Raw genomic sequence first — 12,624 nt, forward strand, 5'->3', positions numbered from 1 at the left:
AGGCACCATTTCATGCGCTATCACTTCGACTTCGGCTGGCTCGCCGAATACTATCCGGTTCTGATCAAGGGCGTCCTCGTCACCATAGAGTTGACCCTGGTCGGCGCAGTGGTCGGCATCGCGCTCGGCATTGCCTGCGCCTGGGCGCGGGCTCTGGGTCCGCGCTGGCTCAAGCCGATCGTCGCGACCTATGTTGAGCTAATCCGCAACACGCCGTTCCTGATCCAGCTCTTTTTCATCTTCTTCGGCCTGCCCGGCATCGGCATTCACATGAACGAAGTCACGGCGGCCAATCTCGCCATGATCGTCAATCTCGGCGCCTATAGCTGCGAGATCATTCGCGCCGGCATCCAGGCGACGCCGCGCGGCCAATTCGAGGCCGGCGCCAGCCTGGCGATGACGCCGTTCGAAACCTTCCGCCACGTCATCCTCGTCCCGTCGCTCCAGCGTATCTGGCCGGCCCTGTCGTCGCAGGTCGTCATCGTCATGCTCGGCTCCGCCGTCGTCTCGCAGATCGCCGCCGAGGACCTGACATTCGCGGCGAACTTCATTCAATCGCGCTCCTTCCGCGCCTTCGAAGCCTATTTCGTCTCCACGGCGATCTACCTGCTTCTGGCCATCATCCTACGGCAACTGCTTGCGGCTGTCGGCAATCTTATCTTTCCGCGCAGGGTCCGCCGATGATTCAATTCACCACCTGGGACATCCTGCGCGGCCTGCTGCTCGCCACGCGCTGGACCGTTCTGCTCTCCCTCGTTTCCTTCATCGGCGGCGGCACCGTCGGGGCTATCCTACTGTTCCTGCGCATCGGCAAGAACAAGGCCGCGCGCGTCGCCGTCAAATATTTCGTCGAGCTCTTTCAGGGCACGCCACTGCTGATGCAGCTCTTCCTTGCCTTCTTCGGCCTCGGGCTCTTCGGCATCGACGTGCCGGCTTGGTTGGCTGCTGCTGTTGCCCTGATCCTCTGGTCCTCGGCATTCCTGATCGAGATCTGGCGCGGCTGCGTCGAGGCCGTGGCAAAAGGTCAGTGGGAGGCCTCTGCCAGCCTTGGCATGGGCTACATCCAGCAGATGCGCTACGTCATTCTGCCGCAGGCGCTCCGCATCGCCGTGCCGCCGACGGTCGGCTTCTCCGTGCAAGTGGTCAAGGGTACTGCCCTGACCTCGATCATCGGCTTCGTCGAGCTGTCGAAGGCCGGCACGATCATCACCAACGCGACGTTCCAGCCGTTCACCGTCTACGGCTTCGTCGCCCTTATCTATTTTGCCCTGTGCTGGCCGCTGTCGAAGAGCAGCCAGATCCTGGAAAGGAAACTGAATGTCGCTCATCGAGGTCACTGAGGTCCGCAAAAGCTTTGGCGAGAACGAGGTGCTGAAAGGCATCAACCTCGACGTCGAGCCCGGCGAGGTGATCGCCATCATCGGCAAGAGCGGCTCGGGCAAATCAACTCTACTGCGCTGCATCAACGGGCTCGAAAACATCAATGATGGCTCGATCTCCGTGGCCGGCGCCCAGCTTCTGCCTGACGAACTGCATCTGAAGGCATTGCGGCTGAAGGTCGGGATGATCTTCCAGCAGTTCAATCTCTTCCCGCACCTAAGCGCCGGCCGCAACGTCATGCTCTCGCAGATGGTCGTCAAGAAGACCTCCAAGGTTGATGCCGAGGCAATGGCACGGCGCATGCTCGACCGCGTCGGCCTCGGCCACAAGTTCGATGCCTTTCCCGACGAACTCTCGGGCGGCCAACAACAGCGCGTGGCGATCGCGAGAGCACTTGCCATGCAGCCGATCGCGCTCCTCTGCGACGAGATCACCTCCGCGCTCGATCCCGAGCTGGTGGCCGAGGTTCTCGCTGTTGTCCGAGAGCTCGCCAGCGAAGGCATGACGCTGCTAATGGTGACGCATGAGATGAAGTTCGCCCGCGACGTCTGCTCGCGCGTCGTCTTCATGCATCAGGGCCGCGTCCATGAAATCGGACCGCCGGGCGAGGTCTTCGCCAATCCAAAAACGCCGGAACTCAAGCAGTTCCTCGGCATGCTCTGAGCACTGCCTGAAGGCTGATTATGGGTGCCGCGCCGATAGCCGCGCGGCGCCGACCATCCCGCCCCATGCGCCCGGCGCCATGCCGAACGCCTTCTTGAAATGACGCGTCAGATGGCTTTGATCGGCAAAGCCCGTGGCGGCCGCCACTTCGGCAATCGGCTCGCCATCGCCGATCATCGCCTTGGCCCGCTGCAGCCGCCGCATCAGCAGGAAGCGATGCGGGCTGGTGGCAAAGGCTGCGCGGAAATGGCGTGACAGCGCAAAACGGTCAAGGCCGGTGACGCGCTCCAGCTCCTCCGAGCGAACGCCGCGCATGGCATGCGCCTCCAGATAATCCCGCGCCGTTTTGACCTGGCCCCAGGCGATAAGTCCCAGGGGCTTCTGCGGCAAGCGCGCATGCGAGGCGAGCCCCGTCGCCATCCGCGAGATGAAATCATCGACAAAAAGCTCGTCCAGTTCGCGGTCGAGTTCACCGAGTGCTCCGAGCAGCAAACCGGCAAGACGCTCGTCCTCGATCACCGGCTCATCGACGAAAGGCAAGCCGATGCGCGCCGCTTCCAGACATTGCATCAGCATCGAGGGCTCGAGATAGAGCATGCGGTAGATCAGCCCGTCATCGGTCGCGGCACCACCGTCATGCACCTCGTCCGGATGCAGGATGATCACCCGGCCCGGCAGGCTATAGCGGCGCTCCCCGCGATAGCGGAACGTCTGCACGCCGCGAATGGTGACGCCAAGGGCATAGGTGTCGTGCCGATGCAGATCGAAGGCGTCGCCGTGGAACTGCGCATGAATGCGCTCGATGCCGGGATAGGCGGGCGCCGAGACAATGCGGTTCGCGTCCGGCCCCACGCACAAACGTTCAAGACCCTCAAAGGCCCGACCGGCTATCTCTTCGTGCAATGGCTCATTCCCAGACAGCATGAAAGTGGCTACCGATGTTTGATACCAAAATCGCGATCGTTCTGCGAAACAATCTTCAATCCTGGCAAAAACTGAACGTAACCGCCTTCCTGTCGACCGGAATTGCGGGGCAGTTTCCGGACATTATCGGCGAGCCCTACAGCGATCGCGCAGGCAACCGTTACAATGCCCTGTCGATCCAACCAATGATCGTGCTATCCGCCGATAAAGAAACGATCGCCACCATCCATCGCCGCTCGCTGGAACGCGGCGTCACCTCCTCAATCTTCATCGAGGAAATGTTCGCAACCGGCCATGACGCCGCCAACCGCGCTGTCTTTTCTGAGTTTGCCCCCGAAGACGCCAGGGTCGTCGGCATTGCGCTACGCGCCGACAAGAAGATCGTCGACAAGATCACCAAGGGCGCGACGATGCACGCGTAACAGCAGCCGTCCCTATTACTCAATTCGCTATGGAATGGAGCAAGTAGCGCCGCCGCGCTTTCAAATTCATTCGAAAGACACACCTTTTAGGTGCGCATATTAAAACACACAATCTTCAAACGTAGCATGCTGACATTCTATGTCACTACGCTGCGCTAAATGGGTTCAGCCAAACAATCACCCATGAAAGGATATGACCATGGCTGAACAGACTGGAAATGCCGCCAAGATTGCCCGTGCCTACGTGGACGCGATCGCCAACAAGGACGTCGACACCATCATGGCGATCTCGTCAGAAGATGTCGTCTGCACCTCGCCGATCGGCAAGCTTACGGGCACGCAAGCATTCCGTGGTTTCCACGACGGTTTCGCCCGGATGATCAAGACGATAAGCATTCTTGCCGTCTACGGTGACGATGAACAGGCCGTCGTCGTCTACGACGTCGAAACCCACCCCGTCCCGCACGCAGTCACCGTCGAACTTCTCAAGGTCAGAAATGGCAAGATCGCCTCCACCGAGGTGATCTACGACGCAACGCCATTTGCCGCCTACATGGCGACAGTCAAGCCCCACTGAAGTCATCGCGGAAGGATATCCAGATGATCATCATCGAAACGACGAATCTTTGCGGTCGCCGTGTCATAGGGGCACGGCGATGAAGCGGGTTCAATATCATCAGTATGGCGGACCGGAGTTGATGAAGCTCGAAGACTTCGAACTTCGCGCACCCGGAAAAGGCGAAGTTGCGGCCAAGGTCAAATTCGCCGCCATCAATCCGATCGACTGGAAGGTGCGCAGCGGTTATCTCAAGATGGTGACGGGGAAGAAGTTTCCCCGCGCCATGGGCATTGATTTCTCCGGCATCGTGACATCAGTCGGTCCCGACGTGAGCCGATTCAAGGCCGGCGACGCCGTGTTCGGCCTCGCGCAGATCAAGGATGGCGGCGCACTCGGCGAAGCCGTAATCGCCCCTGAAATCTTCCTTGCCAGAAAACCAGATTCGGTTTCTTTCGAGGACGCGGCCAGCCTGGGAACACCAGGCGTCACGGCCTGGAACGGCCTCGTCGACAAGGCAAAGCTGACGTCTGGCGGGCGTGTATTCGTCAACGGCTGCACCGGCGCCGTCGGTGAGGCAACAGTTCGGCTTGCCCGAATGCTCGGCGCAAGCGTCTCGGGAAGCTGCGGCTCGGCCTCGATGTCCCGCGCCCACGAGCTTGGCGTCCAGCCGGCGTTCGACTACCGGACAACCGATCTTTCGAGGCTCCGCGAACGCTTCGATGTCGTCTACGATACGGCTGGTACCCTGAGCACGGCCGTCGGGCTTGGCCTTCTGCGCAAGGGTGGCGTTTTTCTCGATATCGATCCGACGCCCGGCAAGTTCATCCGCGCGATCTTCGACAGGAAACTCAAGCCTATCATCTGCGCGGCAAGAGCCGATATCCTGGACGGACTTGCTCGCGCCGCCGCCGAAGGGAAGCTCAGGCTTGCAATTGCCGAGATCGTGCCGCTAAGGGACGCGATCCGCATGTTGACGGCCCTCGAAAGCGGTCAGAAAATCAACGGAAAGGCACTGGTTCGCATGGACTGATCAGGACCCTGCTCAAGTCCGCTTCGGAGCGGATTTGAGCATAAGTTGTGCTAGGATATGGCATGTCCCAAAGCCAGAGATTGTTCGACGTTCTCCAGATATTGCGCCGCCATCGTCAGGCGGTTTCCGGTAATTATCTCGCCCAGGAGACCGGCGTATCCTTGCGAACAATCTACAGGGACATTGCGCTTCTGCAGTCGATGGGGGCGGAGATCGAAGGGGAGTCCGGTTTCGGCTATGTCCTGAAACCGGGCTTCATGTTGCCACCACTGATGTTCTCGGAAGAGGAGATCAAGGCGATTGCGCTCGGCGTGCAATGGATTAGCCGGCAAACGGATGAGGGCCTGGCATCGGCGGCCCACAACGCCCTATCCAAGATCGACGCGGTCCTTCCTTCGGAACTTAGGCGCAAATTGATCGACAATGACTTCCATGTCGGCCGCACCATGCTGCCAACGCCGGCGATCGACCTCAAGCTTCTGCGCCAGGCGATGCAGCAGCAGATGAAGCTTCGTATCGTCTACAGGGACTCGAAAGACGCGGATAGCGAGCGAGTCATCTGGCCGATTGCGGTCGCATTCTTCGATTCCAGACGAATCATTGCCGGCTGGTGTGAACTTCGACAGGATTTTCGGATGTTCCGGGCCGATAGGATCCAGCGAACCGAACTCCTGGCGGATCGCTATCCGGGCCAGCGGCGCGAATTAGTTCGGCAGTGGCGGCTGCAGGTAGCCGAAGTCGAGCAGCAAAACGCAACGCCTTGATCATTTCCCCGCAGATCACGACGAGGTTGCTTCAGCAAGCTCGCGGCAAGCCAGACGATGCAACGAAAGGCATTCCACATAAGCCAACGGCCGGGTCGCAAAACCCGGCCGTCTTCGTTTCAAATACTGATGCCAGATCAGCCGTTCTGCGTGATCGGCGCGATCTGGATTTCGACGCGGCGGTTCTGGGCGCGGCCGGATTCGTTGGCGTTGCTGGCAACCGGCTGCGTCGGGCCGAAGCCGACGGCGGAGACGCGGCGCTGGTCGATGCCCTGGCTGCCGAGATAGGAAGCAACCGAGCCGGCGCGGCGTTCGGACAGATCCTGGTTATGCTGCAGGCTGCCGGTCGAATCCGTATGGCCGTTGACGTCGATCAGCGTGCGGTTGAACTTGCGCAACACGATCGCGACCGAGTTCAGCGTTGCGAAGAATTCCGGCTTGATCTCGTCCCGGTCGATATCGAAGGTGATGGCCGACGGCATGTTCAGGATGATGCGGTCGCCGACGCGGGTGACGGAAACGCCAGTGCCCTGCAACTGCGCACGCAGTTCGGATTCCTGCTGGTCCATGTAGTTGCCGATACCGGCCCCTGCGAGCGCCCCGACACCGGCACCGATCAGCGCGGCGTTGCGGCGCGAAGCCGGCGAATGACCGATGAGAAGACCGGCAACCGCACCGACGCCGGCACCGAGCGCAGCGCCCCCCGCCGTGTTGGAGACTTTCTGCTCGCCCGTATAGGGGTCGGTCGTCGTGCATGCATTAAGAAAGGCCGCCGAGACGGCAAGAATGGCAATTTTTTTGATCATGGAATCGTCGCTCTCCGGTTCGATGGTCCGAAGCAGATATGGAGCATTGCGGCAATATGATGAAGCGGAATCTTCACGTTGCCGCGATCGATCTGCCCCGTCATCGCCCAACCGTACATTTCCCCGACGTAGACCCCACGGGAGGGCGCGCCGTGATCTCAAGATTACTCGCCCTATTCCCCTTGAAACACAGGCCCCTGCGCTCAGAAATTCTGGAAAAGCTGGGTCAGCGTATTATAACTCGCATTGGCGATCGACAAGGATTGCAAGCCCAATTGCTGTTGGGTCTGCAACGCCAATAGCTTGCTCGACTGCTGCTCCATGTCCGCATCGACAAGCTTGCCGACGCCGCTGGTGAGCGAATCACTGAGGCTGCTGGCGAATTCGCTCTGCAGGTTGACGCGTGTTTCCAGTGAGCCGAAGGCCGAGCCTATGGTGTTGAGCTGGTGCAGCATGGCGGTGACGGTATTGACCATGTCCGTCAAAGCGCCATTGGTCGTATTCGCGTCGAGCGAGATTTCCACTTGTCCGCTGGTGTCACCATATTTGCTGCTGACCAGTACATAATTCTGGGCCGCACCGGCCTCCGTCGCAAAGGCGGTGGAGGTCAGCACGCCATAGCCGCCAGCACCGCTGGACTGGTCATCGAGGAGATATCGCGCATCCGTCGATACGATGGCGCCATTGGTCGAGGTGACACCCTCGTAGTTCAACATCCCGATTGAAATGCTGCCATCGGTGTTACGAATGATCGAGCCAGGGATCCGATGCGGTTCGGTAGGATCTTCGCCATCCTGAAGCACGATCCAGTTGACGCCGTTGAAGCTCGCGGATTGACCGACGCTGCGAAGCTGATCCTTGAGCTGGATGATCTCGTCATTGAGTTTGGTCTTGTCGACGCTATCCTCATAGGCGCTCACCAGTTTCGAGCGGATCTGGGTAACGATGTCGATGGCGCTGGTGACGCCCGTGGAGGCGGTGCTTACCGTGGCGGAGGCAAGTCCGAGCGCATCCTGCACCGCCGACACCGCGCCGATATCGGTCCGCGTCAAAGTCGAGATCCGCCAATAAGTGGCATCGTCCTTGGCGGTCTGCACACGCAGGCCGGACGACATCTGGCGCTGCGCGACATTCAAATCTGCCTGGGTGTTTCTGAGGACTTCAAGGGCGGTATTGACGGAGGGACTAACCCTGATGAAGGTCGAAAAAATACTCACGACACACGAACTCCGGACGCAACGATACACAGCAGGCACAAGGAGACATTCGAACCATGCCGCGAGCGCTCATGCACGCGGGCCGACCATGTCGGCGAACGTGAGTCCGGCAAAAAACAGCGCCTGAACTCGGGTGGTTACAGGCACCTATGATTAACAATCATGTTTAATAAACAGCTAATCGAAACGGTCGAGTTACTATAAATCTTTGGTTGAAGTCGATTTATCTATTACGCCGAAACATGCGGTTACTCCGCCGCCCTGAGTTTCGTTAGCTTCACCCGCAACGCGGCATCCGACATTTCCTCGTGCAGCCGCTGCTCCTCATGGGCCTGTGGTTTGGCGAAGCGGGCGATCAGGAGATAGGCGACTGGTGTGACATAAAGCGTCACCAGGGTCGCGAAACCAAGGCCGCCGACAATCACCCAGCCGAGCGCAATGCGTGCTTCCGCCCCCGCCCCATGTGCGAACACCAAGGGTACGCCGCCGAGAATGGTGGCGATCATGGTCATCATCACCGGGCGCAGACGCAGCGCACAGGCTCTCTCGATCGCCTCGCGCACGCCCTCGCCCGCATCCCGCAGCTGATTGGCGAATTCCACGATCAGGATGCCGTTTTTCGCCATGACGCCGACCAGCAGCACCAGACCGATCTGGCTGTAGATATTGAGACTGGAGCCGGTAATGACGAGCGCGAAGACGGCGCAGGCAAGGCCGAGCGGCACGGTCGACATGATGATCAGCGACGACAGCACGCTCTCGAACTGCGCCGCCAGCACCAGAAAGATGATGATGATGGCAAAGCCGAAGGTGAGCGCCATGCCGCTGGAATTCTCCTGCAGTGTCGCCGCCTCCGCAAGCGGGATCAGCCGCGCGCCAGGCGGCAGAAGCGGCGCGGCGATCCGCTTCACCTCTTCGACGGCCTGGCCGAGCGACATGTTATTCTTGAGGCCGGCGGTGATTGCCACCGACGCCAGTTGCTGCTCGCGGGTGAGCTGCGGCGCAACCGCCCCCTCCTTCAGGCTGGCGATGACCGACATCGGCACGATCTTGCCGTCGCCGGTCTTCAGGAAGACGTTTTCGAGATCGGTCGGATCGTCGATCGGCCGCATGGTAGACGTCAGAAGCACCGGATAGGCTTCGCCCTTGACGAAGACATCGACGACCGAGCGGCCCTCGAGCAGAGATTGCAGCGCTGTCGACAGGCCGGTGATGTCGACGCCGAGGTCGGAGGCGCGCTCGCGGTCGATTGCAACAGAGACCTGCGCCTGGGTCGGCTCATTGTTAAGACGCGGCGTGTCGAATTGTCCGGTGGCATCCAGCGCCTGCACCAGCTTCAGCGCCGCCTGCGTCAGCGCCTCGTGATCATTGCCCGTCAGCGCCATCTGCACGCCGCTGCCCGCACCGCGAATGCGCAGGCTGTTCGACTGGAAGACATTGCCGCGTACGGCCGGGACGCGGGCCATGGCTCGGTTGATATCGGCAACGATCTCGCTCTGCGTGCGATGACGTTCGCTCCAGGGCGCCAGCGTCAACACCATGAAGCCGGTATTCACCTGCCCGTTCTGGCCCGAGATCGCATACACGTTGCGGATATCGCCGCTCTCCACCAACGGCTGCAGGTTTTCTTCCACGCGCTGCAACTGATCCTTGGTGTAATCGAGGCTGGCGCCCTGCGGCGTCGTCAGCCGGAGCATCACCAGTGCACGGTCCTCATTCGGCGTCAGCTCGCTCTTGACGCCCAGGAAGGCAAAGATCGCCGCGGCTGAAAAGATCGCGCAAAAGGCAATGACCACCAGCGGGGCATTCAGGCAAGCCCCGAGCGTACGGCGATAGCCCCCGGAAAACAGCGCGCCGAAACGGCCGAGCATGCCGTGATCCTCGCGCATCTCCCTGGTCAGCATGCGCGAGGCCAACATCGGACAAAGCGTCAACGCCACGATCGACGACAGGCCGACGGAGAAGGCGAGCACGAAGCCGAATTCCCGGAACAGGCCGCCCACCTGCCCCGGCAGAAAGGATAGCGGAATGAAGACGGCGGCAAGCGTTGCGGTCGTCGCGATGACCGCGAAGAAGACCTCGCGCGTGCCGAGCACCGCCGCCGCGCGCGGACCCATCTTCTCCGATCGACGCCGAACGATATTTTCGAGCACGACGATGGCGTCATCCACCACGAGGCCGGTCGCAAGCACAATTGCCAGCAGCGTCAGGATGTTGATCGAAAAGCCGACCATGTAGAGCGCCGCCAGCGTGCCCGTCAGCGCCACGGGCATAGTGACCGCCGGGATCAGCGTCGCGCGCCAATCGCGCAGGAAGAGGTAGATGACGATGGTGACGATCAGCCCCGAGAGCATCAGCGCCAGCACCACCTCATGGATCGCCCCTTGAATGAACACAGCGTCATCGCTGGTGATGGCAATACGCGTTCCCTCCGGCAGAGATTTCGACAGTTGCGCCACCACGGCTTTCACGCCGTTGGAGATATTCAGCGTGTTCGATTGTGCCTGCCGGATGATGCCAAGGCCGATGCCCTGCACGCCGTTAGAACGCAACGCAGTGGTTCCGTCGCGGGGGCCGAGTGTCACGGTCGCGACATCGGAGAGCCGGACGCGGTCCTTGACGATCAGCCGCGAGAAATCCTCGGGCGTCTGCAGCGCGGCCGTGGCGCGCACGACGATATCCTGCCGGTTGCTTTTCAGCGATCCCGCAGGCACATCGAGCGCGGCCGTTGCCAGCGCCGTCGTCAGGTCGCCGATCGTCAGCCCTCGCCCGGCAAGCGCTCCCTGATCGACATCGATGCGGAAGACTTTCTCCTGGTCGCCATAAAGCTCCACGTCGGCAACGCCGTCGACGGACGCCAGCCGGTCGGTGATCTCGTTGTCGACAAGCTGCGTCAGGTCGTCCATAGTCAGCGTATTCGAGGTGACGGCCAGACGCATGATCGGCTGCGAATCCGAATCCGCCTTGACGATCTGCGGCGCATCCGCCTCGTCGGGCAGCTGCTCGGTAATGCGGCCGATCGCATCGCGAACGTCATTGGCGGCAACCGAGAGATCTATGGCGTCGGAAAATTCAAGCGTCACCCGGCTCTGACCGAAGGATGAGCTCGATGAGACCGATTTCAGGCCGCTGACGCGGGCGACCGCACCCTCGATAACCTTGGTCAGCTCCTGATCCACCGTCTGCGGCGCAGCGCCGTCGAACATGGTTCGCACCGTGACCACCGGACGGTCGACATCGGGCAATTCACGCACCTCGACACCGAAATAGGCGGCAAGGCCGGCAACGACCATCAGCGTATTGAAGACCAGCGCCAGGATCGGCCGACGCACGAATAGCGCGGTAAAAGCCTGCTTGCCGGAGCCAGCGCCAGTTCCGGCCCCATCGCCGGTATCGTTGCCATGCCCCATCATTGCGTGACGGCCTCCGTGGCCTCGGCGACTTCGCGGGCAAAGCGCACGCCGCCGCCCTCGGTCACGCGCTGCAATCCCTCGGTGACAATCCGGTCGCCGTCCTTGAGATCGGCCTGGACCAGCACCGCATCCGGATTACGCTGCACGACATTGACACGCACCTTGGACGACTTGGCCTCGACCACGCGCCAAACATAGGAGCCTTCGCCGTCCCACTGCACCGACAATGGATCAACGGAGGGATAGGTTTCACCCGCAAAGCGCATGCCGACATTGAAGGACATGCCGGCGCGCAGCTCGTCCGTGGTATTGTCGATACGGGCGCGGATCCGCAAGGTACGGCTGGCGCCATCGACGCGGTTGTCGACCGCCTCGACCACGCCGGAGAACAACCGTCCCGGCCGCGCCACCGACGTCGCCTCGACCGGCTGATCGACCTTGACCGTATTGGCGAACCGCTCCGGCACCCAGTAATCGACCAGGACTTCCGAGCGATCGTCGAGCGTGACGATGCTGGTCGTCGTCGTGACGTTGTCGCCGATAACGACCGGAACGATACCCACGATGCCATCGATCGGCGCGACGATATCGCGACGCTTCAGCGCCAGCTCGGCCGATTGCAGCGCCAGTCTTGCGCCCTGCTCGGCGATCTCCGAGTCGAAAACATCCATGCGCGACACGCTGGATTTGATGGTGTGATAGAGCTGCGACTTCTCGACGGCGCTCTTCAAAGCCACCTCCGCCTGACCACGAGCGATGATCTGCTCGTCATCGTCGAGGCGGGCCAGCACCTGCCCCTGCTTTACATGATCGCCGGACTTGATGAGGATCTCGCGGATCGTGCCCGTTGCCTGCGGCATGACGACGACGGAACGGATGGCATCGCCGGTGCCGATGGCGCTCAGGCGATCATTGACCACGCCGCTGACCACAGCCTCGGTCACCACCAAGGGCGTATCGGCGCCACGCCGCGCGCCGCCATTCGCTGCCTTCTCACCCTTGGTGCTTTCGCCAGGCGCAACCGTCGCCACGACGGTTTCAGGGACGCCAACTGCCCGCAATAATCCCGCCGTGCCGGGCACAAAAACCACGACAGCGGCAATGCCTGCCGCTAGCAAGAGAAAAGACAAGGAAAGCTGCTTCCAGGCGGTCATGTACGTCTCCGGCTCATTGTGTCAGAGGCGATGAAATCGCGTCGTCAGTTTAATATAGCCTCGTCACGTCAAGCGCACTGACTGAGACCAAGTATCGGGCAAGCGGCGATATAACGCAGGATTGTGCCCGATTTGTTGCACTATCGTTTTTTTGAACATATGCGGCAAGCTTTGCCGCGCATTATGACAAAGTTGTAATTTTGGCGGAGACAACGAGGCATTTCATTCACATCTCCACATCCTCGTTCAGACGCGGGAATAGCCTCTTAGTAACTCTCATACACCTGTGAAT

Annotated in this window: 12 protein-coding genes; 7 read left to right on the forward strand and 5 right to left on the reverse strand. The window is 60.8% G+C overall.

Annotated features, from left to right (window positions below; translation table 11 throughout):
* Positions 1-12 precede the first annotated feature (12 nt).
* The 3 genes from AC1RO0_RS03370 to AC1RO0_RS03380 are packed head-to-tail and all read left to right on the forward strand — an operon-like array spanning position 13 to position 2,043.
* Positions 13-684 carry an amino acid ABC transporter permease gene (locus AC1RO0_RS03370; protein WP_498591531.1) on the forward strand — a complete coding sequence of 224 codons (672 nt, stop codon included), beginning with the start codon at positions 13-15 and terminating at the stop codon, positions 682-684.
* Positions 681-1,340: an amino acid ABC transporter permease gene (locus tag AC1RO0_RS03375; RefSeq protein ID WP_498591532.1), complete on the forward strand. Its 660-nt coding sequence runs from the start codon at positions 681-683 to the stop codon at positions 1,338-1,340. Before AC1RO0_RS03370 ends, AC1RO0_RS03375 begins: the two co-directional genes overlap by 4 nt.
* Positions 1,318-2,043 carry an amino acid ABC transporter ATP-binding protein gene (locus AC1RO0_RS03380; protein ID WP_498591533.1) on the forward strand — a complete coding sequence of 242 codons (726 nt, stop codon included), beginning with the start codon at positions 1,318-1,320 and terminating at the stop codon, positions 2,041-2,043. Before AC1RO0_RS03375 ends, AC1RO0_RS03380 begins: the two co-directional genes overlap by 23 nt.
* Before the next feature lie 18 nt (positions 2,044-2,061).
* On the opposite strand, the gene AC1RO0_RS03385 is transcribed toward AC1RO0_RS03380, so the two are convergent.
* The gene (locus AC1RO0_RS03385) at positions 2,062-2,967 is read right to left on the reverse strand and encodes an AraC family transcriptional regulator (RefSeq protein ID WP_498591534.1); all 906 of its coding nucleotides are present in this window, start codon (positions 2,965-2,967) and stop codon (positions 2,062-2,064) included.
* Positions 2,968-2,981: 14 nt separating this feature from the next.
* Here AC1RO0_RS03385 and AC1RO0_RS03390 point away from each other — a divergent pair, with 14 nt between their 5' ends.
* From AC1RO0_RS03390 to AC1RO0_RS03405, 4 genes are all read left to right on the forward strand, one after another.
* Complete coding sequence (locus AC1RO0_RS03390) at positions 2,982-3,389, forward strand: DUF2000 family protein (RefSeq protein WP_498591535.1); 408 nt, start codon at positions 2,982-2,984, stop codon at positions 3,387-3,389.
* Between the two features lie 199 nt (positions 3,390-3,588).
* Entirely contained in the window at positions 3,589-3,966 is a 378-nt protein-coding gene (locus AC1RO0_RS03395) for a nuclear transport factor 2 family protein (RefSeq protein ID WP_498591536.1), read from the forward strand.
* Positions 3,967-4,045: 79 nt separating this feature from the next.
* Positions 4,046-4,978 carry an NAD(P)-dependent alcohol dehydrogenase gene (locus AC1RO0_RS03400; protein WP_498591537.1) on the forward strand — a complete coding sequence of 311 codons (933 nt, stop codon included), beginning with the start codon at positions 4,046-4,048 and terminating at the stop codon, positions 4,976-4,978.
* A gap of 62 nt (positions 4,979-5,040) precedes the next feature.
* The gene (locus tag AC1RO0_RS03405) at positions 5,041-5,742 is read left to right on the forward strand and encodes a helix-turn-helix transcriptional regulator (RefSeq protein ID WP_498591538.1); all 702 of its coding nucleotides are present in this window, start codon (positions 5,041-5,043) and stop codon (positions 5,740-5,742) included.
* Between the two features lie 137 nt (positions 5,743-5,879).
* Here AC1RO0_RS03405 and AC1RO0_RS03410 read toward each other — a convergent pair whose 3' ends face one another.
* From AC1RO0_RS03410 to AC1RO0_RS03425, 4 genes are all read right to left on the reverse strand, one after another.
* Positions 5,880-6,548 (reverse strand): YiaD family glycine zipper/OmpA-like lipoprotein, encoded by a 669-nt coding sequence (locus AC1RO0_RS03410; RefSeq protein ID WP_498591539.1) that lies wholly within the window; start codon positions 6,546-6,548, stop codon positions 5,880-5,882.
* A 203-nt stretch (positions 6,549-6,751) separates the two neighbouring features.
* Positions 6,752-7,765 (reverse strand): flagellin N-terminal helical domain-containing protein, encoded by a 1,014-nt coding sequence (locus AC1RO0_RS03415; RefSeq protein ID WP_498591540.1) that lies wholly within the window; start codon positions 7,763-7,765, stop codon positions 6,752-6,754.
* Positions 7,766-8,013: 248 nt separating this feature from the next.
* On the reverse strand, positions 8,014-11,178 hold the full coding sequence (locus AC1RO0_RS03420; RefSeq protein WP_498591541.1) for an efflux RND transporter permease subunit: 3,165 nt from the start codon (positions 11,176-11,178) through the stop codon (positions 8,014-8,016).
* Positions 11,175-12,332, reverse strand: coding sequence for an efflux RND transporter periplasmic adaptor subunit (locus AC1RO0_RS03425; protein ID WP_498591542.1), 1,158 nt, complete (start codon positions 12,330-12,332; stop codon positions 11,175-11,177). Before AC1RO0_RS03425 ends, AC1RO0_RS03420 begins: the two co-directional genes overlap by 4 nt.
* Positions 12,333-12,624 lie beyond the last annotated feature (292 nt).

The sequence above is a fragment of the Rhizobium sp. GW821-FHT14E12 genome (genome assembly GCF_058803745.1).

Excerpts from the sequence above, each read along its gene's own strand:
- AC1RO0_RS03370 (WP_498591531.1), top strand. The coding sequence starts at position 13 with ATGCGCTATCACTTCGACTTCGGCTGGCTCGCCGAATACTATCCGGTT.
- AC1RO0_RS03380 (WP_498591533.1), top strand. The coding sequence starts at position 1,318 with ATGTCGCTCATCGAGGTCACTGAGGTCCGCAAAAGCTTTGGCGAGAAC.
- AC1RO0_RS03425 (WP_498591542.1), bottom strand. The coding sequence starts at position 12,332 with ATGACCGCCTGGAAGCAGCTTTCCTTGTCTTTTCTCTTGCTAGCGGCA.
- AC1RO0_RS03410 (WP_498591539.1), bottom strand. The coding sequence starts at position 6,548 with ATGATCAAAAAAATTGCCATTCTTGCCGTCTCGGCGGCCTTTCTTAAT.
- AC1RO0_RS03405 (WP_498591538.1), top strand. The coding sequence starts at position 5,041 with ATGTCCCAAAGCCAGAGATTGTTCGACGTTCTCCAGATATTGCGCCGC.
- AC1RO0_RS03375 (WP_498591532.1), top strand. The coding sequence starts at position 681 with ATGATTCAATTCACCACCTGGGACATCCTGCGCGGCCTGCTGCTCGCC.
- AC1RO0_RS03400 (WP_498591537.1), top strand. The coding sequence starts at position 4,046 with ATGAAGCGGGTTCAATATCATCAGTATGGCGGACCGGAGTTGATGAAG.
- AC1RO0_RS03390 (WP_498591535.1), top strand. The coding sequence starts at position 2,982 with ATGTTTGATACCAAAATCGCGATCGTTCTGCGAAACAATCTTCAATCC.
- AC1RO0_RS03395 (WP_498591536.1), top strand. The coding sequence starts at position 3,589 with ATGGCTGAACAGACTGGAAATGCCGCCAAGATTGCCCGTGCCTACGTG.
- AC1RO0_RS03420 (WP_498591541.1), bottom strand. The coding sequence starts at position 11,178 with ATGATGGGGCATGGCAACGATACCGGCGATGGGGCCGGAACTGGCGCT.
- AC1RO0_RS03385 (WP_498591534.1), bottom strand. The coding sequence starts at position 2,967 with ATGCTGTCTGGGAATGAGCCATTGCACGAAGAGATAGCCGGTCGGGCC.